The following is a 25186-nucleotide window of genomic DNA, read 5'->3' on the forward strand; positions in this document are numbered from 1 at the left end:
AGCGGCTTATTTCAGCCTGCTGCCGGAACCGCATGAGCGTAAACCACATTCCTGTCCAATTCAGCGATCGTAAGCGTCGTGCCATTGACCGCCTGACGCGGCGGCTGGTCACCTGCTGCGGCGTGGCGATCCTGCTGCTGATGCTGCTGCTGTTCTGCTGGCTGATTGGAGTGGTACTGCCGCTGTTTACGGCGCCGGGTCTGCAAATCGCCTCCAGCCAGCAACTCTGGGATCGTGCGCCTGCATTAGCGATGGGCAATCAGGGCAAGGTCGGCTGGCGTATCAGCGATCGCGGCGCGGCGCGCTTTATTCCGCTGGATGGGCAGCCTGCAGAACCGGCACTGGCGCTGACGCCGCCACCGGGTGCGATTGTGCAGAGTGCCGACGGGCAGACGCTGCTGCTCAATATTGAGGGAGCGCTGACGCTGCTGCAGCCCACAGCCGACCAGCAGTGGCGCTTTCCGCTGGGCGACAAACCCTTTCATTTACCCGCTGGCGCGGTGACGAAGATGGCGCTGGCAACCCGCCATGCCGATCAATGGCGTATCGCGGCGCTCACCCAGGCCGGACTTCAGGTGCTGACGATCGGCACCGATCGTCAGGCTGCTATTCTCTCGCTGCCTCAGCGTCAGCTTGATCTGCTGGCGCTTTCACCGACAGGCGATCTGCTCTACACCACGGAAGGCAATCTGCTGCGCGTCTGGCAGTTGGGTGATGCACAGGCGTCATTACGCGAAACGCACACCCTGCCGCAGCCGCCGCAAAGCCTGCACCTGCTGGTGGGCGGTGCAAGCCTGCTGATTCAGGATCGCAGCGGCGTGACACAGTGGTTTGCTGTGGCCGGCGAGCAGGGGCCGCGCCTGCAGCGCATAAAGACCTTCGCGCAGAGCGACGGTGAGACGCTTCTGGTGACGGAGCCGCACCGTCGCGTGTTCGCCACACTCAGCAGGCAGGGGCTGCTGCGGCTGTTCGCCAGCAAGCAGAGCGGCCCGATACTGGAGCGTCAGCTGGCGCCCGGCATCGTACAGGCGCAGTTTTCACCCCGCGGCGACAGCCTGCTGATTGAGCGGCCCGGACACTGGCAGATGCTGCGGCTCGATAACCCGTGGCCCGACGTCACGTGGCGTAATTTCTGGCAGAAAATCTGGTATGAGAACTATCCCGCGCCGGACTGGGTCTGGCAGTCGACCGCCGCGGGCGACGGCTATCAGGCAAAGTTCAGTCTGGTGCCGATGGTGACGGGCACGCTGAAAGCGGCCGGGTTAGCACTGCTGTTTGCCACGCCGCTGGCGCTGGCCGCCGCCATGTACACCGCGTGGTTTATGGCCCCCGGCCTGCGACGCTGGGTGAAACCGGCGATAGAGATGATGGGGGCGCTGCCGAGTGTGGTGGTCGGGCTGATTGCCGGACTCTGGCTGGCGCCGCACATTGGTCAGGCCCTGCTGGGGGTGCTGCTGCTGCCGCTCACCCTGGCGGGCGCGCTGCTGCTGTGCGGGGTATTCAGCGCCCGCTTACCGCCGCGCTGGCGTCAGCCCGGTCGCGAGGTGCTGATTCTGCTGCCGCTGCTGCTGTCAGTGACGCTGCTGACGCTATGGCTGCCCGCTCGGTTTATGCCGGATGCCGGCGACTGGCTGCCGCATTATGAACAGCGAAATCTGCTGGTGGCCGCGCTGGCGATGGGCTTTGCACTGGTGCCGCTGATCTTTACCCTCTCGGAAGATGCGCTCTTCAGCGTCCCTGCGGCGCTGGGACAGGGCTCGCTGGCGCTGGGCGCGACGCCGTGGCAGACGCTGACCCGCGTGGTGCTGCCCGGTGCCTCTGCCGGTATTTTTGCCGCGCTGATGGTCGGTCTGGGGCGCGCCGTGGGAGAAACCATGATTCTGCTGATGGCGACCGGCAACACGCCGCAAAGTGAAGGGGGCCTGTTCAGCGGCCTGCGTGCGCTGTCCGCCAATATCGCTATCGAGATGCCGGAAGCGGCGGCGGGCAGTGCTCACTACCGGGTGCTGTTTCTCAGCGCTCTGCTGCTGCTGCTGTTTACGCTGGTTATCAACACCATTGCAGAGCTGATCCGTCAGCGGCTGCGTCAGCGATACAGTCAGCAGGAGGAGCAGGCATGAAGGTGATGCGCCAGAACGATCGCTGGCGGTGGTTAACCGCCGGCGCGGTAGCCGTCTGCCTGCTCGCCTTTACGCTGCTGATTGGTTTGCTGGCCTGGCAGGGGGTGCATGCCTTCTGGCCGCAGCGCGTTGACCTTTACAGCTTCAGCCAGCCGGACGGCGGCGAGACGCGCCTGCTGGGTGAAACGCTGGAGCATCAGCGGCACTTTCCCGCCCCGGCCGATGAGCAGGGCAACCAGGGGGAGAAGGTTCATCGCTATCTGATTAAGACCGGTAACCGGGAGTGGGATGCGCCCGATTTCCGCGTGGTTTACAGCCGTCAGGCGGCGCAGGTCACTCAGCCCGCCGATGTCATGGTGCTGCAGCGGCGCGGCCACGGTCAGGCCTATGGCTGGTTTGTCGGGCTGCGTGAAGACAATGAAGAGTTAACCGCCAGAGACCCGGATGCGCTGCTGCATCAACGGCTCGGGCAGGTGCAGACCCTGGTGCGCCAGGCCAGCCAGATCCGCCGCGTCGATATGGCGCGTCTCAACAGCCAGCGGGAGCAGTTAGACGAGCAGGCGGAGGCACGACGGGCCGCCGGACGCTTTGATCTGCAGACCGAGTCGGAATTTCAGGCCAATCAGGCCGCCCTGCAGCGCCGTTTCAATCAGCTGAGTGAGACGCTGGCCTCTCTGCAGCAGCAGAGTCAGCGCGATCTGCTGATCCTGCGGGATGTACACGGCACCGAACATGCGATTCCGCTGACCGACATTGTGGACAGCTGGAAGCCCAATGCGATGACGGCAGGCGGCAAAATGCTGCATTTCCTGCATCAGCTGTGGCGCTTCGTCAGCGACTCCCCGGCGGAGGGCGAGAGTGAATCGGGCGCGTTTCCGGCCATTTTCGGCACGGTGCTGATGGTGCTGCTGATGTCGGTGGTGGTGATGCCGTTGGGCGTGATCGCGGCAATCTGGCTGCATGAATATGCCGGACGTCATGCGCTGACCCGGCTGGTGCGGATCGCGGTGGTCAATCTGGCGGGCGTCCCCTCGATTGTCTATGGCGTCTTTGGCCTGGGCTTTTTCGTCTGGCTGGTGGGCGGCACGATCGACCAGCTCTTCTTCGCCAGCGCACTGCCCAATCCGACGTTTGGCACGCCAGGGCTGCTGTGGGCCTCACTGACGCTGGCGTTACTGACGCTGCCGGTGGTCATTGTCGCGACCGAAGAGGGGCTGTCCCGTATTCCCAACAGTCTGCGACAGGGTTCGCTGGCGCTGGGCGCAACGCAGGCGGAAACCCTGTGGAATGTGGTGCTGCCTATGGCGGTGCCCGCGATGCTGACCGGTCTGATCCTGGCGGTGGCGCGGGCGGCCGGGGAAACCGCACCGCTGATGCTGGTGGGGGTGGTAAAAATGGTACCGGAGCTGCCGGTAGACGCGGTGTTTCCTTATCTGCATCTGGATCGCAAGTTTATGCATCTGGGCTTCCAGATTTACGATCTGGCGTTTCAGAGCCCGAATATTGAAGCTGACCGGCCGCTGGTGTTTGCCACCGCGCTGCTGCTGGTGCTGATTATTCTGTCGCTTAATCTGCTGGCGATGGCCCTGCGTCACCGTCTGCGTGAACGCTATCGCCTTATGACTCAATAACAGGCTATGACTATGACGTCCGACACGGATATGGCGCTTACCGTTAACCATCTGTCGCTGTGGTATGGCGAGCGCCAGGCGCTGCAGGATATTTCGCTGCAGGTGCCGAAAAACAGGATCACCGCACTGATTGGTCCCTCAGGCTGTGGTAAATCGACGCTGCTGCGCTGCTTTAATCGCATGAATGATGTGATCGATCACTGCCGGGTTGAGGGAGATGTGCTGCTGGGCTCGCTGCCGATACTGCGACCGGAGCAGGATCTCTCCGCGCTGCGGCGTCGGGTCGGGATGGTGTTTCAGCGGCCGAATCCGTTTCCCAAGTCGATCTATGAGAATGTGGTTTACGGGCTGCGCCTGCAGGGGGTACGCGACCGGCGGGTGCTGAACGAAGCCTGTGAGCGTGCGCTGCGTGCGGCGGCGCTCTGGGGCGAGGTGAAAGATCAGCTGTCTCAGAATGCGCTGACGCTCTCGACCGGACAGCAGCAGCGGCTGGTGATTGCCCGCGCTATTGCGATTGAACCGGAGGTTCTGCTGCTGGATGAGCCGACCTCTGCGCTGGACCCCATCTCGACGCTGGTGATTGAAGAGCTGATGACCACGCTGAAGCAGCATTTTACGCTGGTGCTGGTGACGCACAACATGCAGCAGGCCTCTCGCGTGTCAGATTACACCGCATTCATGCATCAGGGCGTGCTGGTGGAGTTTGATGAGACCGACCGTATCTTCACCGCGCCGAAACAGCGCCGGACCGAAGATTATATTACGGGGCGTTACGGCTGAGTCCGCAACGGGAAAGGGGCGCTCTGTCACCGGCTCAGGGGGCCTGTGTCCTGCGTAAAGACGCAAAAGACGCCCTCCATGGCGGGCTCAGCGCGGGCCCTCCATGGCCCGCTATGCTTTACTCCGGACACAGGCCCCCATCGCTTCAGGTTTAACAGCCGTCTGTGGGCGTTCCCGTGTATCAGTCGTTAGCATAGCCCTGCGGTGGCAACGGTTCGCCATCCAGCCAGGCCTTACCGTCACGCATCGCCAGCCGTCCCTCAACAAACCAGTCGATGACCAGCGGATAGATGGCGTGCTCCTGATGCTGCACCCGCTCCGTGATCTCCGCCTCCGTGTCGTCGGCAAAAATCGGCACTTTTGCCTGCAGGATCACCGGCCCGCCATCCAGCTCGTCAGTGACAAAATGCACTGACGTGCCATGCTCGCTGTCACCGTTCTCCAGCGCCTGACGGTGCGTATGCAGGCCCGGATATTTCGGCAGCAGGGAAGGGTGAATATTCAGCAGGCGATCGTGAAAATGGGCCACGAATGCACTGCTGAGAATACGCATATACCCCGCCAGGACGACAAGGTCGGGCGAGTACGCTTCAATCTCAGCGATCAGCTGGCGATCAAAGGCGTCCCGGTCGGTGAAATCGCTGGCGGCCAGCGCGTGAGCCGGGATGCCCGCCTCACGCGCCCGCGTTAAGCCAAAGGCAGCGGCGCGGTTGCTGAACACGGCAGCCACGCTGCCGTGAATGCGCCCGCTGGCGCTGGCGTCAAGGATGGACTGAAGATTGCTTCCGTTGCCGGAGATCAGTACAACCAGCTTTTTCATCCGTTGATGACCACTCGCTCTTCCGCCTCTGACGCTTTGATCACGCCGAGCTTCCAGGCTTTCTCTCCGGCCGCTTCCATCAGCGCAATCGCTTTATCCGCGTCGGCCGGGCTCAGGGCGATGACCATCCCGACGCCGCAGTTAAAGGTACGGTACATCTCGAAACGGCTGACGTTACCGGCCTGCTGCAGCCAGCTGAAGACGGCCGGCCACTGCCAGCTCTTCTCATCAATCACCGCCTGGGTGTTGTCGGGCAGCACGCGTGGAATATTTTCCCAGAAGCCGCCGCCGGTCAGGTGTGCGATAGCATGCACATCGACCTGTTCAATCAGGCTCAGGATATTTTTCACGTAGATGCGGGTCGGTTCCAGCAGATGATCAGCCAGCGGTTTGCCTTCCAGCTGTTCGGTCAGCGGATCGGTGTTGCTGACTTCCAGAATCTTGCGCACCAGCGAATAGCCGTTGGAGTGCGGGCCGCTGGAGCCGAGGGCGATCAGCACGTCGCCATCCTGCACCTTGCTGCCATCAATGATTTCTGATTTTTCCACCACGCCCACGCAGAAACCGGCCACGTCATAATCTTCGCCGTGATACATGCCTGGCATCTCGGCCGTTTCACCGCCGACCAGCGCACATCCTGACTGCAGACACCCTTCGGCGATGCCGGTGATCACCGCAGAGGCAGTGTCCACGTCCAGTTTGCCGGTCGCGTAGTAATCCAGGAAGAAGAGCGGCTCAGCACCCTGTACCACCAGGTCGTTAACGCACATCGCCACCAGGTCAACACCAATGGCGTCGTGACGTTTGAGATCCATCGCCAGACGCAGCTTGGTACCAACGCCATCGGTGCCGGAGACCAGCACGGGTTCACGGTATTTTTGCGGCAGCGCGCAAAGCGCACCAAAACCGCCCAGTCCACCCATCACTTCCGGGCGACGCGTCTTTTTCACTACGCCTTTAATACGGTCAACCAGGGCATTACCAGCATCAATATCAACACCGGCGTCTTTGTAACTGAGAGAGGTTTTGTCGGTCACTGCGAGGTCCCCACGCGAGTTGCGGTTGGTGGTTAAAATAAAGCGCGGCAATTCTAACAGTGCAGGCAAACGTTTGCGAGTCCGGGATTGCGCATCGGACAATTTTCATTAATCCTTGTTTTATCCCGGCCAGACTCGCGGCTTTGCGCAAGGACAGGTGGCGCAGAGCGGAAAAGGCGGTATAATCCCGCGATTTTTTTTAGCTCAACTCATTCCGGGAGAACACCAATGAAGATCGTGGAAGTCAGACACCCGCTGGTCAAACATAAACTGGGCCTGATGCGTGAGCATGATATCAGTACAAAGCGCTTTCGTGAGCTGGCGTCTGAAGTGGGCAGCCTGCTGACCTACGAAGCGACCGCCGATCTGGAAACGGAGCGCGTCACCATTGAGGGCTGGAACGGCCCGGTTGAAATCGATCAGATCAAAGGCAAAAAGATTACGGTGGTGCCGATTCTGCGTGCCGGTCTTGGCATGATGGAAGGGGTTCTGGAGCACGTTCCCAGCGCCCGTATCAGCGTGGTTGGGGTTTACCGTGATGAAGAGACGCTGGAGCCGGTTCCCTATTTCCAGAAGCTGGTTTCTAACATCGAAGAGCGCCTGGCGCTGGTGGTAGACCCGATGCTGGCGACCGGGGGCTCAATGATCGCCACCATCGACCTGCTGAAAAAAGCGGGCTGCACCAGCATTAAAGTGCTGGTACTGGTTGCCGCCCCGGAAGGGATCGCTGCACTGGAGAAGGCACACCCTGACGTTGAGCTCTACACGGCGTCCGTGGATCAGGGACTGAATGAGAAGGGTTACATCATTCCCGGACTCGGCGATGCCGGGGACAAGATTTTCGGAACCAAATAAATCGCATAGCCGACCAGAGAGTCGGCTTTTTTTTGCAAAAAAAACTCTCCGACCGGGGCGGGTTTGCCGCAGGGCTGACCCGCGTGCCTGAGGCTGTGCCTGAAGCGCGCACCCGCGGGGAAGATAACATAAGGGGATAAATGATGACTCGTCGCGCCATTGGCGTCACTGAACGACCGCCGTTACTGCAAACCATTCCACTCAGCCTGCAACACCTGTTCGCCATGTTTGGTGCCACGGTGCTGGTGCCGATTCTGTTTCACATCAACCCGGCGACGGTTCTGCTGTTTAACGGCGTCGGCACGCTGATCTACCTCTTTATCTGTAAGGGCAAAATCCCCGCCTATCTCGGTTCCAGTTTCGCCTTTATCTCGCCGGTACTGCTGTTACTGCCGCTGGGCTATGAGGTGGCGCTGGGGGGATTTATCCTCTGCGGGGTGCTCTTTTGCCTCGTGGCGCTGATTGTTAAACGCGCGGGAACCGGCTGGCTGGACGTGATGTTTCCGCCAGCGGCAATGGGCGCGATTGTCGCCGTAATCGGTCTGGAGCTGGCGGGCGTAGCGGCCAATATGGCGGGCCTGCTGCCGGCAGAAGGCAGTGCACCCGACAGTAAAACGGTGCTGATTTCGCTGGTGACCCTGGCCGTCACGGTATTTGGTTCGGTGCTGTTCCGCGGCTTCCTGGCGATCATCCCTATCCTGGTCGGCGTGGTGGCGGGTTATCTGCTCTCCGCGTTTATGGGCATCGTGGACTGGCGCGGCGTGGTCAATGCCCCCTGGTTTGCTTTGCCGACCTTCTATACGCCGCGCTTTGAGTGGGTGGCGATGCTGACGATTCTCCCCGCCGCGCTGGTGGTGATTGCCGAACATATCGGGCATCTGGTGGTCACGGCTAACATCGTGAAGAAAGATCTCATCCGCGACCCTGGCCTGCATCGCTCAATGTTCGCCAACGGCTTATCGACGGTGATCTCCGGCTTCTTTGGCTCCACCCCGAACACCACCTACGGCGAAAACATCGGCGTCATGGCGATTACCCGTGTCTACAGTACCTGGGTGATTGGCGGTGCGGCGATTCTGGCGATCCTGCTCTCCTGCGTCGGCAAACTGGCGGCGGTGATCCAGGCGATCCCGGTGCCGGTTATGGGCGGCGTGTCGCTGCTGCTGTATGGCGTGATCGGCGCATCGGGTATCCGCGTCCTGATCGAATCGAAAGTCGATTACAACAAAGCGCAAAACCTGATCCTGACCTCGGTGATCCTGATCATTGGCGTCAGCGGCGCGAAGGTGCACATCGGCGCGGCAGAGCTGAAGGGCATGGCGTTAGCGACGATCGTGGGCGTCGGACTCTCATTGATCTTCCGGGTGATCTCGCTGCTGCGTCCGGAAGAAGTGGTACTGGACGCCGAAGAATCCCGCGAGCCCTGATCGCATCGTGACGGACAGGATCGGGGCAGGGACGCCCCATTCATCTCTTTCTGAAAACTGTGGTAGACTTCCCCCGATTTTTTGCTTGTTCTCTTGCTGAGGTGCTTCTGAACACGCCGGCACAATTGTCATTGCCACTCTATTTACCTGACGATGAAACCTTCGCCAGCTTCTGGCCGGGGGAGAACCCGTCGCTGATTGCCGCGCTGAAAGGCGCTCTCAGCCAACAACATGGCAGCTATCTCTACTTCTGGTCACGCGAAGGCGGCGGGCGGAGTCATCTGCTGCACGCCGCGTGCGCCGAAATGTCCGCACGCAGTGAAGCGGTGGGGTATGTGCCGCTGGACAAACGCACCTGGTTTGTACCGGAAGTGCTGGAGGGGATGGAGCAGCTGTCACTGGTCTGCATCGATAACATTGAGTGCATTGCCGGTGAGCCGGAGTGGGAGATGGCGATCTTCGATCTCTATAACCGCATTCTGGAAACCGGCAACACGCGGCTGTTCATCACCGGCGATCGTCCACCGCGCCAGCTGAATCTGCAGCTGCCGGATCTCGCCTCGCGCCTGGACTGGGGGCAGATCTATCGCCTGCAGCCGCTCTCCGATGAAGATAAACTGCAGGCGCTGCAACTGCGCGCCGGGTTACGCGGCTTTGAGCTGCCGGAGGATGTGGGACGTTTCCTGCTGAAGCGACTGGATCGTGAAATGCGCACCCTGTTTGAGACGCTGGATCGGCTGGATCGTGCCTCGATCAGCGCCCAGCGCAAGCTCACCATCCCCTTCGTTAAAGAGACGCTCGGCCTTTAAAGAATGTCGAGCACCGCTTCCGGCGGACGTCCGATTCGCGCCCGATCGCCCTTGATCACAATCGGCCTTTCAAGCAGTTGCGGATGGGCGGCGAGCGCGTCCAGCAGCGCACTTTCCTCTTTATCACTCAACGCCAGTTCGCTGTAGAGCGCTTCTTTCGTCCGCATCAGCTGGCGTGCGCTCTGCATCCCCAGCTTCTGCAGCAGACTCTGCAGCGTCTCGCGGTCAGGCGGCGTCTGCAGATAGAGCACCACTTCCGGTGTCAGGCCGCGGGCGTTCAGCAGGGCCAGAGTTTCACGGCTCTTGCTGCAACGCGGGTTGTGGTAAATCGTCACCATGTCAGGCTCTCCCTTTCCGGCTGTTATGCTCAGCCTTTCTGATATTGTTTGAAACGCTGCTGCAACTGACGCAGCTGATCGATACGGGCATCGTAGCGCGCCTGTTTCAGGCTGCCGAGCGGCACCTGGGCGCTGGCGCTACTCAGTGCGCTAATCGCCTGATCGAGCTGACCATTCAGTGCCAGACTCTCGGCCCGCGCTGAGAGCTCCTCATCATTCAGCCCCTGCTGAGCAGAAGCCTGCGCCAGTAAATCCCAGCCGTTGGGATCATCCTTGTTTGCCCAGGTGTAGCGATTCAGAATGCGGCTGGCGCTGGCATATTGTTTCGCTTCTACATAGGCATTCGCCAGGTTGAGCTGCACCACCGGGCTGTTTTTCGCCCCGGTAGCCGCGGTGAGCAGGGCAATCGCCTGCTGCGGCTGGTTCAGACCGATATCGATATCGGACATGATGTCGAGGAACCAGACATTACCGGGCTGCTTCGCCAGCAGCGGGGTCATAATCCGCTTCGCGTCGGCAAAACTCTTCGCCTGCAAAAACTGTATCGCTTTGCCATATTGTGAGGCCAGCTGCTCACGCGAATTGCCGCTGGCATACTGGCTCAGCAGTTCGTCAGTAAGCTGATTGCGCCCGGTGGAGTACATGCCCAGCGCCCGGACCTTCGCCAGATAAAAATCTTCCGTCGACTGCACGACTACTGGCCGCATCTGGTTGGCGCGGTTTCGGGCATCCGCCAGACGGCTGTCGGGCAGGGGGTGCGTCAGCAGAATTTCCGGTGGCTTTGACGAGAAGCGGCTCTGATCGGCCAGCTTCTGCAAAAAGTTCGGCATCGCCTGCGGATCGAATCCGGCGCGCTGCAGCACCTGAATCCCGATGCGATCTGCCTCCTGCTCATTGCCCTGGGTAAAGCTGATGATCCCCTGCTGGGTGCCCGCCAGCGTACCGGTCAGTGCGGCCATGCCCGCCTGCGGACTCGCCATCGCCAGCAGAATGGAGCCCAGCGCACCGACCCAGGTCAGCGGCGCATTGCGCTTCTGATCTTCCATCGCGCGCGCCAGATGGCGCTGGGTAACGTGAGAAATCTCATGCGCCATTACCGACGCCAGCTGGCTTTCATTCTCGGTAAAGCGGAACAGCGCGGAGTGCAGCACCACATTGCCGCCAAAAAAGGCAAAGGCGTTCAGCTCATCGTTCTGTATCAGAAAGAAGTGGAACGGCGTTTTCACCGAGTCAGCGTGCGCAACCAGGCGCTGGCCGAGCTGATTGATGTACTGATTAAGAAGCGGATCGTTGATCAGCGGTGCGCTGGCGCGAAGCTGGCGGACATAGAAGTCGCCCATCTGCAGCTCCTGATTAATCGACAGCGTCGAACCGGCCGTGGTGCCAATATCGGGAAGAGAATCACTGACATCAGCGTAAGCCGGTGACAGCGTGGACAGAATGAGCGTCGGCAGAAGCGCGGCGATCAGCGTTTTTTTTAACCGGTTCAACATGCCTTAATCCTGTAGAGAGGCTCTGAAAAGAGACAGGTGCGCAGCGGGTAGGTTCCCTTTTCCGCAGATAACGACGGTTTGCGCCTATCTTAACCAGTGCCCGAAAAGAAAGAAATGCTGTTTTCGGGGCCAGCCGGCGGCGCGGTTTGTGCAAGATCAGCGAATATGACGAAAAAATTTGAACATCCCTGAAACCTAAACCGTAGTTAAACGGATAAGCCGGGGCAGGGGATTGCCCGCGGCGGCGCGCAATTATACAACGGCTTATTTACCCTGCTGATTGAGTCCGGCATGAATAAAGCAGAATCTTCTGTCGGTCTTCTGACGTTAATCCGCATTCCTTTTTAAAGTTATGTAAATTCACTCAAAAAAACTGAATATGGCATGATTTTTTCCAGGCCAAATCTGAAAAAAACAGCGAAACGCATGGGTTTAATCCTTTTTTTACATTGATAAATTCAATCGTTATTCCGGCCATATTTGTTTTTTTCTATTTAACGCTGGCTGTTATTTTTTAAATCTTTCCCCTGTCGCCATAAATAAGGCGGCCCTTATCGCGGGCCAGTGATAAGAAGACGGTTTTTAGTCGCTAATGAAATTTTTCGATTAATTCAGGCGGTGAATCATTTCTGCTGTCATCAGCAGCGTGCCTGCCCGCCTTTCCTTCAGGAGAGAATCACGTCCGCGCTGTGATATAGATAGCCGACCTGATTCAGTCCTGAATCGGCCAGAGATTATTTGCCGGAGAGAAGTGTTATGCGTTCAGCTATTTCGTACGCGTTAATCGCCATTATCGGTGGCGTAGTGGGTGCGGCTGTTACACAGAGTGGCACTATTTATGACAAAGTCACACGCCATTTTGCCTCAGAGCCTCAGGAACCCGCCGGATTCTGGAGTACACCGGCGATTGAAGGCTACGGCAAAATTCATTATGAGCCTGATGCCGCTTTTAAGCCGGTGCCGGGTCTGAGCAATAAAATCGTTTTCCAGATCACCCGCAGCGATGGCGCGATGACCGCACCCAATCTGGGACTGGAGCGCGTCGCGCGGGTAGTGAATCTTTATATCGCCTCTGGCGTTCCGGCCGATCAGCTGAAATTTGTGGTTTCGGTTACCGGTGACGCGACCCCCGCCATGCTGGATAACGCCCATTTCAAACAGTTTTATGGCATCGACAATCCCAACCTGAAGCTGATTAACGAGCTGAATCAGGCGGGCGTCAAAGTCTCCGTGTGCGATCAGTCGGTGGCCTTCCACCACTATCCCAACAACTGGATTGATAAATCCGTTGTGCATGCGCTTTCCAGTCCAACCACGGTCTCAACGCTGCAAAACCAGGGGTATGCGTGGCTGGCAATGTAATTAACGTTTTATTTAATCGGGAGAATATCTGATGCGTCCAGCAGCTTTAGTGGTGGTGGCAGCCGTCGCGGGATTTATTGGCGGCAATGTTTTACAGCTGCCCGCTTTATTTGGTAAGGCCAGCGATAAACTGGCGGAGAATAAAACCGAGCCTGCCGACTTCTGGAGTACACCGGCAATTGAGGGGTATGGCAAAATACATTATGTCGATACGCCAGCCTTTAAACCCGGCACAACGACGGGCCTGAGTAATAAAATCGTCTTTCAGATCAACCGCAGTGAAGGGGATATTCGTAAGCCGAATCTCGGTCTGGAGCGCGTCGCGCGTGTAACCAACCTCTATTATGCGGCGGGTGTTCCGCTCGACCAGCTGAAATTTGTGGTATCCATTAACGGCGACGCGGTTTCATCTGCCCTGAATAATGCGCAGTTCAGCAAAGCCTACGGTGTCGATAACCCGAACCTGAAATTAATCAGCGAACTGAAAAAAGCGGGTGTGCAGGTCACTATCTGTGACCAGTCAGTGGCGTTTCATCAGCTGGAGCGTGACTGGATCGACCCGATGGTCACCCACACGATCTCCAGCGGCACCACAGTCGCCACCCTGGAAAACAGCGGTTACGCCTTCCTGATGCTCTGATCCTCCTGACAGCGGCATCATCGCCGCTGTCATCTGCTGTGCTTTGCTTTTCCTGTAAGGCGGACCGGCCTTACTCCTTTCTTCTCACCGGATGCGCCCTGTCGCTTCAGGCTGGCCTTAATTGCCGCGGCTCCTACGATAAAACGTCATGTTTACCGGAGTTCGGGACCACTATCTATCGTGCTTTTTCCCTGTCGGCAGAGAAGCCCTGATCATTAAATCAGTGCCAGGATAATTTGTATTTAGTCGGCTGAAATTTGTCTTAATGCTGCTCAAAAAGGCCAGCAGGGTGTAGACTTAAGCCCGGATTATCAGCTGGCTTTCATTAAAAAAATAATCAGGCATTCATGACATGACTTCCTTCTTCGGGGCGGTAACGCCATGCTAAAGCTGTTTCGGCCTAAAGCCGATTTGCGCAATCTGATCGCCCTGTTGGTCATTGTCAGTATTGTCATTACGCTCGCCAACACACTTTACGCCACCTGGCGGGTGCAGCGGCAGGTGCTGATCGATTCCACGCTTGAAGCTAACCGCGCCTATGCTGCCAAGCTCGCCTCTACCAGTGAAATCTTTTTTCAGCTGGCGCAGTCACAGCTGCACTTCAGCGCCAATCAGCTCAGCCGTGACTTCAATAATGATGCGTTGCTGAGCAGTGAGGTCAACCGCCTGCGTGAGCAGACTACCAGTTTTAACTCGGTGGTGGTGGTAGACGGGCAGGGCGTGGTCAAAGCGATCTCGCCTGAGTCCCTGACCCTGAAAGGCATGCATCTCACCAGTGATGCCTCGCGCGAAGCGCTGACGCTGCGGCAGCCGGCAATCAGCAAACCGACGCTGTCACCGGCTAATAATCTGCTGGTGTTTGTCTCGTGGCCGATCTGGAGCGAACAGGGCGACTATCTGGGCTACGTCGGCGGCACCATCTATCTGAAAAAGAAAAGTATTCTGAATGCGCTGCTGGGTGAACAGTTCTACCGCGATGGCACCACGGTCTATGTGCTCGACAGTAATAATGAGGTGCTGTATCACCAGAATCGTCAGCTGGTGGGCAAAACCCTGCCTGCTATCGTCAGTCCCAACGGTGAGGAGACTAACGGCTCGCTGATGATGACCGGTGCGGGAGAATCCACGCAGCTGGCCGGCTATGCCGTCGTTCCGACCACCGGCTGGACGGTGGTGGCCCTGAAGCCCATCAATGCCACGCTCGACCCGCTTTCCGGGCTGTTAATGAAAGTGCTGAAAAACTCGGTGCCGTTTGCGCTGCTGACCCTGCTGGTGGCTGTGGTGCTGGCGCGACTGATCGCCCGCCCGCTGTTTCAGCTGGCGCGCAAAGCCAGCCGGATGGATGCGCAGGGCGTCTCTAAGGAGATTGGCGGTATCAGCGCCTGGTATTTTGAGGCCGCACAGGTGAAGCGCGCGCTGCTCACCGGTATCGGCCTGGTGCAGGATAAAATCGGCCGTCTCAGCTCAGAAGCGCAGACCGATCCGCTCACCCAGCTGCTGAATCGCCGCGGGCTGAACGCGGTCCTGGAGTATTACCGCACGCTGCGCCAGCCTTTCGCGGTGCTGGCGCTGGATATCGACCATTTCAAAAACGTTAACGACAGCTGGGGCCATGACGTCGGTGATCGGGTGATTCAGCAGGTGGCCAGCACGCTGCGTGCCAGCGCCCGTCACTCGGATGTGGTGTGCCGCAACGGTGGGGAGGAGTTTCTGATGCTGCTGCCAGGAACGTCGCTGGATGAAGCGCAGGTCATCGCAGAGCGGGTGCGGCAGGGCATTGCAGAAGCCTGGCTCAGGGATGTGGGGCGGATTACCCTCTCTATCGGCGTCGCGGCCTGGAAAGGAACGCAGGATGCCGGGCTGGAAGTGAGCCTGAAACAGGCGGATGCCGCGCTTTATGAGGCAAAGAATGCCGGGCGCAACTGCGTTATCGTTGTCCGATCTTAACGGTTCGGGAAGCGGGGAGGGCGGGGAAAGAGAAAGAAGAAGGGCGCGGCACCCAGGCTACCGCGCCCTTACGATCAGGCGGACTTAACGTAATCCAGCACCATGTCGTGGTGATTCGAGGTCTTGAAGTTATCAAACACTTTCTCAACCTTGCCCTCTGCATCCACCAGGAAGCTGATGCGATGAATGCCGTCATAGGTTTTACCCATAAACGTTTTTTCACCCCAGACGCCAAACGCCTGGCAGACTTCATGGTTTTCATCTGAGAGCAGGGTAAAGTTCAGCAGCTCTTTTTCCGCAAAACGTGACAGTTTTTCCGGTTTGTCGGTGCTGATACCCAGCACTTCCACACCCGCTTTTTTCAACTCATCCATGTTGTCACGCAGACCGCACGCCTGCACGGTGCAGCCTGGCGTCATCGCTTTCGGGTAGAAGTAGACCAGAACGCGCTGTCCCTGGAAGTCGGTCAGATTCACTTGTTCGCCGTCCTGATCGGGCAGGCTAAATGCGGGTGCGGTGTCACCGGCTTTCAGTGGATTCATCACATCTCTCCATTTTTTTATTCAGGCTGTGGGTAATACACCATCCAGCGAAAAACAACCAGAGGGAACGTTACCATCAGGGGGTATTTCACCACATAGCCGGTCACGTTTCAGTGGCAGTAATGTGGAGAAATAACTCCGGTTTATTTGCAAAGTTTAGCGCACCGCGCTGACAGATTCGCTGCTGTCGGCGTCTGACACACTGTAGAGGCGCAGCGTGCCCTGGGCATTCAGCTCCTGACACAGCGCATTGAACGCCTGCTCAAAGGTGGTGCCGCTGGTGCGTGTCGGACTGTGTGCCGTCATCTGAATATAGAGTGTCGGCGGCAAACTCTGTTGCGCGGGGGTGATGCGCGACACCAGTTCCGCCACGTTCATCTGATGCTTATCAATGAGATCGGTAAAGCGCTCGATGATGTGCGGTGAATCGGCGACCTCAACCTGGATAAAGGCGGTATCCGGCATCGGCGGGCGTAACCGCGCGTTGGTACGCTTCATGACGATCAGCAACTCCAGCTCTGCCCCTTTCAGCGGCAGCGTCGATTCAATCAGCGTGATCGCATTCCAGCTGCCGGACAGCAGCATGATAAACGTGAACTCATCCCCGAGCATGGCAAGACGGCTGTCTTCAATATTGCAACCACAGCTGCTGACGTGTCGGGTAATGGTGTTGACGATACCCGGACGGTCAACACCGAGGGCGGTGATCACCAGATGATGGGGCTGAGATTGCGACAAAATGGCTTTTCCTCTGCTTTCGCTAATAACCATAAGGTAAACATAAAAAAACTGCTGACAAGCGCGGGAATGGCGTGGCTTGCTTGCTTTTCCCTAAGCGTAAAACGTACCATGAAGCACTTGTTTGTCGAGGGGATCGCCAATGTTTACGGGAAGTATTGTTGCACTCGTTACGCCAATGGATGACAGCGGTAATGTCTGCCGGTCGAGTCTGAAAAAACTGATTGATTATCACGTCGCCAGCGGCACCGCGGCGATCGTTTCCGTCGGCACCACAGGCGAGTCTGCCACCCTGAGTCATGAAGAGCATGGCGATGTGGTGATGCTGACCCTGGAACTGGCCGATGGCCGTATTCCGGTAATTGCCGGAACCGGGGCTAATGCCACCGCTGAAGGCATCTCCCTGACGAAGCGTTTTGAACATTCCGGCGTGGTGGGTTGCCTGACCGTCACCCCTTACTATAACCGCCCGACACAGGAAGGGCTGTTCCAGCACTTTAAAGCGATTGCTGACAGCACCAGCCTGCCACAGATGCTCTATAACGTTCCCTCACGTACCGGTTGTGACATGCTGCCGGAAACCGTTGCCCGCCTGGCCGAAATCAAAAATATTATCGGAATCAAAGAGGCAACCGGGAACTTATCGCGGGTTAGTCAGATCCAAGAGCTGGTTAATGAAGATTTCATTCTGGTGAGTGGCGATGACGCGACGGCACTGGACTTTATGCAACTGGGCGGCAAAGGCGTCATCTCGGTGACCGCGAACGTGGCTGCGCGCGAAATGGCGGAAGTCTGCCAGCTCGCACAGCAGGGCAATTTCGTCGAGGCACGCCGCCTGAATCAGCGTCTGATGCACCTGCACCAGACGCTTTTCTGTGAACCCAATCCTATCCCGGTGAAATGGGCAGCGAAGCAGCTGGGATTAATCGCTAACGACACGCTGCGTCTGCCAATGACGCCACTGACAGCAGCCAGCCAGCCGAAAGTGGAACAGGCGCTGGTGAAAGCGGGTTTGCGATAATTTAGGGAGTTTGAATGAATTACTCAGTAAAGCGGTCAACAATTGCCACAGTGGTGGGGCTTTCTACCCTGATGCTGTTGTCGGCCTGTTCAACCGATCAGCGTTATAAGCGCCAGGTCAGCGGCGACGAATCCTATCTTCAGGCCAGTGAACTGCATGAGCTGAAAGCGCCTGCCGGGATGATCCTGCCGGTGCAGCGTGGCGACTATGATGTGCCCCGCACCGCCAGTCAGGGCCCTACCGGCAAGCAGCTGGACATCCGTCCGCCAGCACAGCCGCTGGCACTGATGAACGGCACCCGCGCGCAGTTCAGTAACAACACCGGCGCGCTGATCATTGATAACAGCCGTGGCTCGGTCTGGTCGCAGGTCGTCAATGTGGTGCAGTCCTACAAATTCCCGATCGCCTCCCGCAATGATGCCGGTCAGCAGCTGACGACCGACTGGGTTCAGTGGAACCGTGCGGATGAAGATCAGCAGTACCGCGGTCGCTACCAGATCAGCGTGCAGTCGCAGAGCTATCAGCAGCTGCTGACCGTGCGTCTGCTGGAGCTGCAGCAGGATGGGAAAACCATCACTTCACCTGCCCAGATCCAGCGTTACACCGCGCAGATGCTGAATGACATCAGCACCGGCATGGACAAGATCGATACCGCCAGTGAAAACGCGGCATCCGGCCGGGTGAACGGCGCGATCGATGTGCAGAGCGGTGCCGATGATACCGGTCTGCCTATGCTGATCCTGCGAACGCCTTACAACGTGGCCTGGCAGCGTCTGCCAGACGCAATGAAACGCGTTGGCATGGAGGTGACTGACACCACCCGCTCCACCGGCAGCATGAAGGTGACCTACAAGTCACTGAGCAGCAGCGACTGGGATTCCGTGGGCGCGAAAGATCCGGAATTGCCGAACGGCGATTACAAAGTGCAGGTCGGCGATCTCGACAACCGCACCAGTCTGCAATTCATCGACCCGAAAGGGCATGTGCTGACCCAGTCGCAGAACGATGCGCTGGTGGCCGTGTTCCAGGCGGCGCTGAACAAATAAAGTTGCCTCAGGCCGGAGATTCTCCGGCCTTTTTATTTTGTTTTTGGCATAATAGCGCGCGGCGAAGTAAACGATTGCGTCAAGGCAATCGCCGCAGCGGCGCTGGCCGCTGAACACCCGTTATTTCAAGTCTGGAGTGAACAAGATGCAAAAGCGAGCTGAGTTGTATCGCGGTAAAGCGAAAACCGTATACAGCACCGATAACCCGGATCTGCTGATACTCGAATTCCGCAACGATACGTCAGCAGGTGATGGCGCCCGAATCGAGCAGTTTGATCGTAAGGGAATGGTTAACAATAAGTTTAACCACTTCATCATGACCAAATTGCAGGAAGCGGGTATCCCGACCCAGATGGAAGCGCTGCTGTCCGATAACGAGGCGCTGGTCAAGAAGCTGGAGATGGTACCGGTAGAGTGTGTGGTGCGTAACCGCGCCGCAGGATCGCTGGTAAAACGTCTGGGCGTGGAAGAGGGCATGGTGCTTAATCCGCCGCTGTTTGATCTTTTCCTGAAAGATGATGCAAAGCATGACCCGATGGTCAACGAATCCTACTGCGAAACCTTTGGCTGGGTCAGTAAACAGAACCTGGCGCGGATGCAGGAGCTGACCTTTAAAGCTAACGAGGTGCTGAGCAAGCTGTTCGACGAGGCGGGACTCATTCTGGTCGACTTCAAACTGGAGTTTGGTCTGTTCAACGGTGAAGTGACGCTGGGCGATGAGTTTTCCCCGGACGGTGCGCGCCTGTGGGACAAAGAGACGCTGGATAAAATGGACAAAGACCGTTTCCGCCAGAGCCTGGGGGGTGTAGTGGAAGCCTATGAGGCGGTGGCACAGCGACTGGGCGTTAAACTCGACTGAGTCTGACGACCGTGCAGAACATAAAAAGGAGAGCCCCGGCTCTCCTTTTTTCATTTTGGCGTAAAGCTGGTGATTGCTTCGTCGCACAACTAAAATCATGCCATCTGAAGATTATCAAAGGGAGTAGAGCATGCGCTGGCAAGGGCGTCGCGAGAGCGACAATGTAGAGGACCGTCGCGATCAGTCATCCGGTTTTGGCGGCGGCGGACGCCAGATTCGTCTGCCACGTGGTAAAGGCGGCATCGTGCTGCTGATTGTGGTGGCGGTAGCAGGCTATTACGGTTACGACCTTACCGGACTGCTGACCGGCGGCGACGTGGCACCGACCAGTCAGCAGCAGCGCAGCGTCAGCGCCAATGATGATGAGGCGGCGAAATTCACGAAGGTGATTCTGGCTACCACTGAGGATACCTGGGGCAAACTGTTCCAGCAGATGAACAAGCAGTATGTGGCCCCGAAGCTGGTGATGTATCGCGGCGCAACCCGCACCGGCTGTGGCACCGGCCAGTCCGTGATGGGACCGTTTTACTGTCCTGCTGACCAGACCGTCTACATTGACCTCTCCTTCTACGACGAGATGAAGACAAAACTGGGCGCGGGCGGAGACTTTGCTCAGGGGTACGTGGTCGCTCATGAAGTGGGTCACCACGTGCAGAAGCTGCTGGGCATTGAGCCAAAAGTGCGTGAAATGCAGCAGGGCGCCAGCCAGACACAGGTCAATCAGCTCTCCGTCAAAATGGAACTGCAGGCTGACTGTTTTGCCGGTGTCTGGGGACACTACATGCAGAAGGAAAACATCCTGGAAGCGGGCGACCTGCAGGAGGCGCTGAATGCTGCCGAGGCGATTGGTGATGATCGCCTGCAGCAGAAAGGTCAGGGGCGCGTGGTGCCGGACAGCTTTACCCACGGTACCTCTGAGCAGCGCTACACCTGGTTCAAGCGCGGATTTGATGGTGGCGATCCGGGACAGTGCAACACCTTCGCCAGCAACTGATGTCTCTGCCACAGCAGACGCAGCTAATGCAGCAGGCCGGTGTCCGTCGTCTGGCGGTGATCAGCGGCGACCCGGCCTGGTGTGTGAGGCGGGCCGCAGAGTGGCGTGAAATGCTCCCGGGCGACTGGCTGCAGGTGAGTCCTGAACCGCTGTTTACAGGTTCCTCTGATGCTCCCGAACCGCATAAACCGCCCGGAGCGCTGCGAACGCTGCTTGGCCGCGAGTTTCATCACGCCATTTTTGACGCCCGACAGGGCTTTCATGCCGAGGCTTTCGCTGCGCTGGCGGGGACGCTCAGCGCCGGTAGCTGGCTGTTACTGCTGGTGCCGCCCTGGGGGCAGTGGTCGCAGCAGCCTGACGCCGATAGCCTGCGCTGGGCAGATGTTGCGGAACCGATCGCGACGCCCGGTTTTGTTCGCCATCTGCAACAGCTGATAATCGGCGATAAGCAGGTGCTGCTGGCGCGTCAGCATCATCCTGACCGTTTTCCGCCTCCACCGGACTGGCCGCACTGGCACTGTCAGGCACCGCAACAGCAGCAGGCGATACTCGATCAGCTGGCGACGATGCCTTCCGGCGTCGCGGTTCTGACGGCCGCCCGCGGACGGGGCAAATCGGCGCTGGCGGGCATGCTGGCCCGGCAGAGCGGGCAGTGTCTGGTGACCGCCCCGGCCAGAGCCTCCACGGAAGTGCTGGCGACCTTTGCTGCTGAGGCTTTCCATTTTATGGCCCCGGATGCCCTGCTGGCGTCGGATCCCGTACCAGCGGCGTCGTGGCTGATCGTGGATGAAGCGGCGGCCATCCCGGCTCCGCTGCTGCAGGCGCTGGTCAGCCGCTATCCCCGCGTCCTGCTGACTACCACCGTGCAGGGCTACGAGGGGAGCGGGCGCGGGTTTATCCTTAAATTCTGTGCCGGGCTGCCGCAGGCACGCTACTTCACGCTGGATGAGCCGCTGCGCTGGTCGCGTCACGATCCGCTGGAGCAGTGGCTGAATGCGGCGCTGCTGTTTGAGGATGCTGCTGCCACAACGCCCGCTTCTGCCGTGACGCCACACCCGGTCCCGCGTCACGATTTCCCTATGCTGGAGGCCGCCTATCGTCTGCTGACCAGCGCGCATTACCGCACCTCGCCGCTCGATCTGCGCCGCCTGCTGGATGCACCGGGTATGCAGCTGTGGCGGGCAGGGGAGCCGCCGGGTCTGCAGGGGGCGCTCTGGCTGGTGGAGGAGGGCGGGCTGGAGCCCGCCCTGGCGCAGGCGGTCTGGGCGGGCACCCGGCGACCGCGCGGCAATCTGGTGGCGCAGTCACTGGCCGCACACGCGGGTCTGGCTGAGGCGGCGACCCTGCGCTCGCTGCGCATCAGCCGGATTGCCGTGGCGGCGGAGAGCCGCCGTCGGGGAATGGGGCAGCAGCTCGTGGCCGCCGCCGCCCGCGCCGCCGCCGATCGCGACTACCTCTCGGTCAGCTTCGGCTACACTGAATCTCTCTGGTCATTCTGGCGCGCCTGTGGTTTTACGCTGGTACGGATTGGCAGTCAGCGTGAGGCCAGCAGCGGCTGTTATGCGGCGATGGCCATCCTGCCCTGTTCTGCAGCTGGCGAGGCATTGCAGCGTCGCGCGGCAGAACAGCTGGCGCGTGACTGGCCGCTGTTACGCCAGCACATCGCGCTGGAGCTGCAGCTTGAGGCGAAGTGTGATGATGGATGGCGTGCGCAGGACATCCCGCTGGCCGCGGGTTTTGCCTGGGCGCAGCGCCCACTGGAAGCGAGCCTGCCGGTGTTGCAGCGTCTGGTGGCGGCCAGTGCGGCCCCAGACTCACTGCTGGCCGCAGCGGTAAGCACACCGGATGCGTTAAGCGGGCTGGCACACCAGGCGGGCATAAGCGGACGCAAGGCGCTGATTACAGTACTGCGTCAGCAGGCGGCAGCTGCACTGGAGAGTCTGGGCATTCGGCAGGATGCGCTGCACCCGTCGTTGAAATAATTCGACCAGCGGGTTCAAATAATCCTCATATCATTCTTTGCCAGCTGGCGTAGAGTGAATAACGGAGGTCACTATGACACTGAAATATGTAATCGTTCAACAACCTGCCACCACGGCTCAGCTGTTTCTGCTCTACCATGGCGTAGGCGATAACCCGGATTCTATGGGTGAGATTGGCAGCTGGTTTGCCCGGACATTTCCTGAGGCGCTGGTGGTTTCTGTTGGCTCGCCGGCTGCGGGCCGTCAGTGGTTCAGCGAGGCTGAACTGCACGATATGACGCTACAGCAGCGGGTTAACGCGGCGATGCCACAGTTTGTAGAATCCGTGCGTCACTGGCAGAAAAAAAGCGGTGTGCGCCCGGAAGCGACGGCGTTAATCGGTTTTTCCCAGGGCGGCAGTATGGTGCTGGAAGGGGTAAAAGCCCATTCCGATCTGGCCGGCCGCGCGGTAGTGTTCAACGGCCGGTTTATTACCCTGCCGGAGAAAGCCAGCACCCGTACCACGGTTCACCTGATCCACGGTGATTATGATGAGCAGATTCCGGTGTTTCATGCGCAGCAGGCGGAGCAGCGACTCACCGCCAGCGGGGGCGACGTCACGCTCGATATCGTCGACGATCTGGCGCACGCTATTGATGACCGCAGCATGACGCTGGCGCTGAATCATCTGCGCTACACGGTGCCAAAACGCTACTTCGATGAAGCGTTAAGCGGGGCAAAACCCGGTGACGATGATGTCATTGCGATGATGTAAAAATGCCCCTGCAGAGCAGGGGCATTTTCGTTACTTCTTCTTCGGCCAGTCGTCTTCGTCATCCCACTTATCGTTAAAGTCACGGTGGGGCGGCAGGTCAGGTTTGTTATCCATGAATTTTTTATGGTCGATCCGTTTCAGATCTTTATAGACATTCATCAGCACGCCAACCATCAGCAGGATCACCAGGATCCACCAGTAATCTTTGATAAATTCCATTTGCTGCTCCTTAACATCGCCATCAGGCGATCAGTTGTTCCATGATGCGTTGGTACATCCGGCTTAGCATCTGCAGGTCGGAAGCTTTCACACACTCATTGATTTTATGAATGGTGGCATTCACCGGCCCCAGTTCCACCACCTGCGCTCCCATCCGGGCGATAAACCGGCCATCGGAGGTGCCGCCCGTCGTCAGCAGCTGCGGCTTAATTTCATTATAGTGCGCTACCGCTTTCACGACGGCATCAACCAGCTTTCCGCGTGAGGTCAGGAAGGGCTGACCTGAAAGTTTCCACTCAATGGTGTAACGCAGCTGGTGACGATCCAGCAGTTCTGCGACCCGCTGGCGGATCATCTCATCGGTGAGTTCGGTGCTGAAGCGGAAGTTGAACTGCACAAACAGCTCGCCGGGGATCACATTGTTGCTGCCGGTGCCCGCCTGGACGTTGGCAATCTGCATACTGGTGGCCGGGAAGAACTCATTACCCTGATCCCACTCCGTCGCCACCAGCTCATTCAGGGCAGGCATCGCGCGGTGAACCGGGTTGTCAGCCAGATGCGGATAGGCAACGTGACCCTGCACGCCATGTACCATCAGGTTGGCGGTGATCGAGCCGCGTCGGCCATTTTTTACCACGTCACCCACCACTTCGGTGCTGGAAGGCTCACCGACCAGGCAGTAGTCGAGGCGTTCCCGGCGCGCCATCAGCCGTTCCACCACTTTCACCGTGCCGTTGGCACCGCTGGCCTCTTCGTCAGAGGTGATCAGAAAGGCGAGTCGCCCTCTGTGATGGGGACGGGCTGCCACAAAACGCTCGGCCGCGACGACCATGGCCGCCAGCGATCCTTTCATGTCGGCCGCACCGCGACCAAACAGCATGCCGTCGCGGATGGTGGGTTCAAACGGCGGGTTAATCCAGCGGCTGGCATCGCCCGGCGGTACCACATCGGTGTGACCGGCAAACGCCAGCGTTTCCCCTTCGCCACGGGTGGCCCAGAAGTTCAGGGTATCGTCGATGTTCATCGTCTCAATCTGAAAGCCAATGGCTTCAAGACGGGCGATCAGCAAAGCCTGACATCCGGCATCATCGGGGCTGAGAGAGGGACGACGAATAAGCTGCTGCGTCAGCTCAATGACCGGGCAAAACATATTATGGCTTCTCCTGAATAGCATTCTGATAGGTGGCTTCGCTGAAACCGGCGAGCAGGCTGCCATCCGGGGCGCGCAACAGCGGACGCTTAATCATGGCGGGATGCGCCAGCATCAGCGCTTTGGCGCTGCGGGCATCGGTCACCGCGTCGCGGTCAGCCTCGGGCAGTTTACGCCAGGTAGTGCCGCGGGTATTGAGCAGGGCTTCGTAGCCCAGCGCATCGATAAATTCCTGCAGCAGTGCATCGCTCAGGCCGTCGGCCCGGTAATCGTGAAAGTGATAATCAACGCCTGCATCTGTTAAAAAGCGCCGGGCTTTTTTTATGGTGTCGCAATTTTTTATCCCGAACATCACCCACTGCGTGCACATCGCCTGATCCTTATTGTTATGAAGCGCGTTAAGCTGAAAAAGCAGCCAAAGCGCGAGTTTAGCATAGTGTGATCCGTTGCGGCATCTGCCCCGACGGCTGATCGTGCGTAAAGCGAGCCTCAGGCAGAGGATCATTTCCCCCCGGGTAAACGCTATCAATTCAGCGGGCAATCATTACCCTGCTCATCATTTCGCGATTAAGAATTTCGCCATGTTGAAAAAATCGTCTACCGCTGGGTTAATAGCGAAATA

At 58.6% G+C, this 25186-nt stretch carries 24 protein-coding genes; 15 read left to right on the forward strand and 9 right to left on the reverse strand.

Annotated elements, in window-relative coordinates; all coding sequences use genetic code 11:
• The first annotated feature begins 32 nt into the window (after positions 1-32).
• From S7A_RS05685 to pstB, 3 genes are read left to right on the forward strand one after another with little or no spacing between them, the layout of a single operon-like run.
• Entirely contained in the window at positions 33-2120 is a 2088-nt protein-coding gene (locus tag S7A_RS05685) for an ABC transporter permease subunit (RefSeq protein WP_009088769.1), read from the forward strand.
• Positions 2117-3751, forward strand: coding sequence for a phosphate ABC transporter permease PstA (gene pstA / locus S7A_RS05690; protein ID WP_009088770.1), 1635 nt, complete (start codon positions 2117-2119; stop codon positions 3749-3751). The genes S7A_RS05685 and pstA overlap by 4 nt, the downstream gene beginning before the upstream one ends.
• A gap of 12 nt (positions 3752-3763) precedes the next feature.
• A complete protein-coding gene (pstB, locus tag S7A_RS05695; protein ID WP_009088771.1) occupies positions 3764-4531 on the forward strand; it encodes a phosphate ABC transporter ATP-binding protein PstB in 768 nt (255 codons plus the stop codon).
• Positions 4532-4712: 181 nt separating this feature from the next.
• Here the strand turns inward: pstB and purN are convergent, their stop codons facing one another.
• The gene (purN, locus tag S7A_RS05700) at positions 4713-5351 is read right to left on the reverse strand and encodes a phosphoribosylglycinamide formyltransferase (protein ID WP_009088772.1); all 639 of its coding nucleotides are present in this window, start codon (positions 5349-5351) and stop codon (positions 4713-4715) included.
• On the reverse strand, positions 5348-6388 hold the full coding sequence (purM, locus tag S7A_RS05705; RefSeq protein WP_009088773.1) for a phosphoribosylformylglycinamidine cyclo-ligase: 1041 nt from the start codon (positions 6386-6388) through the stop codon (positions 5348-5350). Before purM ends, purN begins: the two co-directional genes overlap by 4 nt.
• A gap of 228 nt (positions 6389-6616) precedes the next feature.
• On the opposite strand from purM, the gene upp reads away from it, so the two are divergent.
• The 3 genes from upp (at position 6617) to hda (ending at position 9479) form a co-directional block, all read left to right on the forward strand.
• The gene (gene upp, locus S7A_RS05710) at positions 6617-7243 is read left to right on the forward strand and encodes a uracil phosphoribosyltransferase (RefSeq protein ID WP_009088774.1); all 627 of its coding nucleotides are present in this window, start codon (positions 6617-6619) and stop codon (positions 7241-7243) included.
• A 143-nt stretch (positions 7244-7386) separates the two neighbouring features.
• Complete coding sequence (gene uraA / locus S7A_RS05715) at positions 7387-8670, forward strand: uracil permease (RefSeq protein ID WP_009088776.1); 1284 nt, start codon at positions 7387-7389, stop codon at positions 8668-8670.
• Between the two features lie 107 nt (positions 8671-8777).
• Positions 8778-9479 carry a DnaA inactivator Hda gene (hda, locus tag S7A_RS05720; RefSeq protein WP_219854829.1) on the forward strand — a complete coding sequence of 234 codons (702 nt, stop codon included), beginning with the start codon at positions 8778-8780 and terminating at the stop codon, positions 9477-9479.
• Here the strand turns inward: hda and arsC are convergent.
• Positions 9476-9817 carry an arsenate reductase (glutaredoxin) gene (arsC, locus tag S7A_RS05725; protein ID WP_009088779.1) on the reverse strand — a complete coding sequence of 114 codons (342 nt, stop codon included), beginning with the start codon at positions 9815-9817 and terminating at the stop codon, positions 9476-9478. The genes hda and arsC overlap by 4 nt on opposite strands.
• 29 nt (positions 9818-9846) lie before the next feature.
• Entirely contained in the window at positions 9847-11310 is a 1464-nt protein-coding gene (locus S7A_RS05730) for a M48 family metallopeptidase (RefSeq protein ID WP_009088781.1), read from the reverse strand.
• 756 nt (positions 11311-12066) lie between these two features.
• On the opposite strand from S7A_RS05730, the gene S7A_RS05735 reads away from it, so the two are divergent.
• The 3 genes from S7A_RS05735 (at position 12067) to S7A_RS05745 (ending at position 15259) form a co-directional block, all read left to right on the forward strand.
• Positions 12067-12672 carry a DsrE family protein gene (locus tag S7A_RS05735; RefSeq protein ID WP_009088784.1) on the forward strand — a complete coding sequence of 202 codons (606 nt, stop codon included), beginning with the start codon at positions 12067-12069 and terminating at the stop codon, positions 12670-12672.
• Positions 12673-12703: 31 nt separating this feature from the next.
• Positions 12704-13312 (forward strand): DsrE family protein, encoded by a 609-nt coding sequence (locus S7A_RS05740; RefSeq protein WP_009088786.1) that lies wholly within the window; start codon positions 12704-12706, stop codon positions 13310-13312.
• 381 nt (positions 13313-13693) lie between these two features.
• Positions 13694-15259 (forward strand): sensor domain-containing diguanylate cyclase, encoded by a 1566-nt coding sequence (locus S7A_RS05745; protein WP_009088788.1) that lies wholly within the window; start codon positions 13694-13696, stop codon positions 15257-15259.
• 74 nt (positions 15260-15333) lie between these two features.
• On the opposite strand, the gene bcp is transcribed toward S7A_RS05745, so the two are convergent.
• Both bcp and S7A_RS05755 read right to left on the reverse strand, forming a co-directional pair.
• The gene (bcp, locus tag S7A_RS05750; RefSeq protein ID WP_009088790.1) at positions 15334-15801 is read right to left on the reverse strand and encodes a thioredoxin-dependent thiol peroxidase; all 468 of its coding nucleotides are present in this window, start codon (positions 15799-15801) and stop codon (positions 15334-15336) included.
• A gap of 156 nt (positions 15802-15957) precedes the next feature.
• A complete protein-coding gene (locus tag S7A_RS05755) occupies positions 15958-16539 on the reverse strand; it encodes a glycine cleavage system transcriptional repressor (protein ID WP_009088792.1) in 582 nt (193 codons plus the stop codon).
• A gap of 142 nt (positions 16540-16681) precedes the next feature.
• Here S7A_RS05755 and dapA point away from each other — a divergent pair, with 142 nt between their 5' ends.
• The 6 genes from dapA to ypfH all read left to right on the forward strand — a co-directional run bounded on the left by dapA (position 16682) and on the right by ypfH (position 23195).
• Positions 16682-17560, forward strand: a complete 879-nt coding sequence (gene dapA / locus S7A_RS05760; protein ID WP_009088794.1) for a 4-hydroxy-tetrahydrodipicolinate synthase — start codon at positions 16682-16684, stop codon at positions 17558-17560.
• A gap of 14 nt (positions 17561-17574) precedes the next feature.
• Positions 17575-18606 carry an outer membrane protein assembly factor BamC gene (gene bamC / locus S7A_RS05765; protein WP_009088796.1) on the forward strand — a complete coding sequence of 344 codons (1032 nt, stop codon included), beginning with the start codon at positions 17575-17577 and terminating at the stop codon, positions 18604-18606.
• 145 nt (positions 18607-18751) lie between these two features.
• Positions 18752-19465 carry a phosphoribosylaminoimidazolesuccinocarboxamide synthase gene (purC, locus tag S7A_RS05770; RefSeq protein ID WP_009088797.1) on the forward strand — a complete coding sequence of 238 codons (714 nt, stop codon included), beginning with the start codon at positions 18752-18754 and terminating at the stop codon, positions 19463-19465.
• 130 nt (positions 19466-19595) lie between these two features.
• Complete coding sequence (locus tag S7A_RS05775) at positions 19596-20459, forward strand: neutral zinc metallopeptidase (RefSeq protein WP_009088799.1); 864 nt, start codon at positions 19596-19598, stop codon at positions 20457-20459.
• Positions 20459-22441, forward strand: a complete 1983-nt coding sequence (locus tag S7A_RS05780; RefSeq protein WP_009088801.1) for a tRNA(Met) cytidine acetyltransferase TmcA — start codon at positions 20459-20461, stop codon at positions 22439-22441. The genes S7A_RS05775 and S7A_RS05780 overlap by 1 nt, the downstream gene beginning before the upstream one ends.
• Before the next feature lie 73 nt (positions 22442-22514).
• On the forward strand, positions 22515-23195 hold the full coding sequence (gene ypfH, locus S7A_RS05785) for an esterase (RefSeq protein ID WP_009088803.1): 681 nt from the start codon (positions 22515-22517) through the stop codon (positions 23193-23195).
• Positions 23196-23225: 30 nt separating this feature from the next.
• Here ypfH and S7A_RS05790 read toward each other — a convergent pair whose 3' ends face one another.
• From S7A_RS05790 to S7A_RS05800, 3 genes are read right to left on the reverse strand one after another with little or no spacing between them, the layout of a single operon-like run.
• On the reverse strand, positions 23226-23414 hold the full coding sequence (locus S7A_RS05790) for a YpfN family protein (RefSeq protein WP_009088805.1): 189 nt from the start codon (positions 23412-23414) through the stop codon (positions 23226-23228).
• 22 nt (positions 23415-23436) lie between these two features.
• Complete coding sequence (dapE, locus tag S7A_RS05795) at positions 23437-24564, reverse strand: succinyl-diaminopimelate desuccinylase (protein ID WP_009088806.1); 1128 nt, start codon at positions 24562-24564, stop codon at positions 23437-23439.
• A gap of 1 nt (position 24565) precedes the next feature.
• Positions 24566-24934 (reverse strand): ArsC family reductase, encoded by a 369-nt coding sequence (locus tag S7A_RS05800; protein WP_009088808.1) that lies wholly within the window; start codon positions 24932-24934, stop codon positions 24566-24568.
• Positions 24935-25186 lie beyond the last annotated feature (252 nt).

This window comes from Pantoea sp. Sc1 (genome assembly GCF_000255315.1).
Lineage (GTDB): Bacteria > Pseudomonadota > Gammaproteobacteria > Enterobacterales > Enterobacteriaceae > Pantoea > Pantoea anthophila.

Bases quoted from the DNA above. Each gene is read 5' to 3' on its own strand.
- S7A_RS05685 (WP_009088769.1), top strand. From the start codon at position 33: ATGAGCGTAAACCACATTCCTGTCCAATTCAGCGATCGTAAGCGTCGT.
- pstA (WP_009088770.1), top strand. From the start codon at position 2,117: ATGAAGGTGATGCGCCAGAACGATCGCTGGCGGTGGTTAACCGCCGGC.
- pstB (WP_009088771.1), top strand. From the start codon at position 3,764: ATGACGTCCGACACGGATATGGCGCTTACCGTTAACCATCTGTCGCTG.
- purN (WP_009088772.1), bottom strand. From the start codon at position 5,351: ATGAAAAAGCTGGTTGTACTGATCTCCGGCAACGGAAGCAATCTTCAG.
- upp (WP_009088774.1), top strand. From the start codon at position 6,617: ATGAAGATCGTGGAAGTCAGACACCCGCTGGTCAAACATAAACTGGGC.
- uraA (WP_009088776.1), top strand. From the start codon at position 7,387: ATGACTCGTCGCGCCATTGGCGTCACTGAACGACCGCCGTTACTGCAA.
- arsC (WP_009088779.1), bottom strand. From the start codon at position 9,817: ATGGTGACGATTTACCACAACCCGCGTTGCAGCAAGAGCCGTGAAACT.
- S7A_RS05730 (WP_009088781.1), bottom strand. From the start codon at position 11,310: ATGTTGAACCGGTTAAAAAAAACGCTGATCGCCGCGCTTCTGCCGACG.
- S7A_RS05735 (WP_009088784.1), top strand. From the start codon at position 12,067: ATGCGTTCAGCTATTTCGTACGCGTTAATCGCCATTATCGGTGGCGTA.
- S7A_RS05740 (WP_009088786.1), top strand. From the start codon at position 12,704: ATGCGTCCAGCAGCTTTAGTGGTGGTGGCAGCCGTCGCGGGATTTATT.
- S7A_RS05745 (WP_009088788.1), top strand. From the start codon at position 13,694: ATGCTAAAGCTGTTTCGGCCTAAAGCCGATTTGCGCAATCTGATCGCC.
- bcp (WP_009088790.1), bottom strand. From the start codon at position 15,801: ATGAATCCACTGAAAGCCGGTGACACCGCACCCGCATTTAGCCTGCCC.
- dapA (WP_009088794.1), top strand. From the start codon at position 16,682: ATGTTTACGGGAAGTATTGTTGCACTCGTTACGCCAATGGATGACAGC.
- bamC (WP_009088796.1), top strand. From the start codon at position 17,575: ATGAATTACTCAGTAAAGCGGTCAACAATTGCCACAGTGGTGGGGCTT.
- purC (WP_009088797.1), top strand. From the start codon at position 18,752: ATGCAAAAGCGAGCTGAGTTGTATCGCGGTAAAGCGAAAACCGTATAC.
- S7A_RS05775 (WP_009088799.1), top strand. From the start codon at position 19,596: ATGCGCTGGCAAGGGCGTCGCGAGAGCGACAATGTAGAGGACCGTCGC.
- S7A_RS05780 (WP_009088801.1), top strand. From the start codon at position 20,459: ATGTCTCTGCCACAGCAGACGCAGCTAATGCAGCAGGCCGGTGTCCGT.
- ypfH (WP_009088803.1), top strand. From the start codon at position 22,515: ATGACACTGAAATATGTAATCGTTCAACAACCTGCCACCACGGCTCAG.
- S7A_RS05790 (WP_009088805.1), bottom strand. From the start codon at position 23,414: ATGGAATTTATCAAAGATTACTGGTGGATCCTGGTGATCCTGCTGATG.
- dapE (WP_009088806.1), bottom strand. From the start codon at position 24,564: ATGTTTTGCCCGGTCATTGAGCTGACGCAGCAGCTTATTCGTCGTCCC.
- S7A_RS05800 (WP_009088808.1), bottom strand. From the start codon at position 24,934: ATGTGCACGCAGTGGGTGATGTTCGGGATAAAAAATTGCGACACCATA.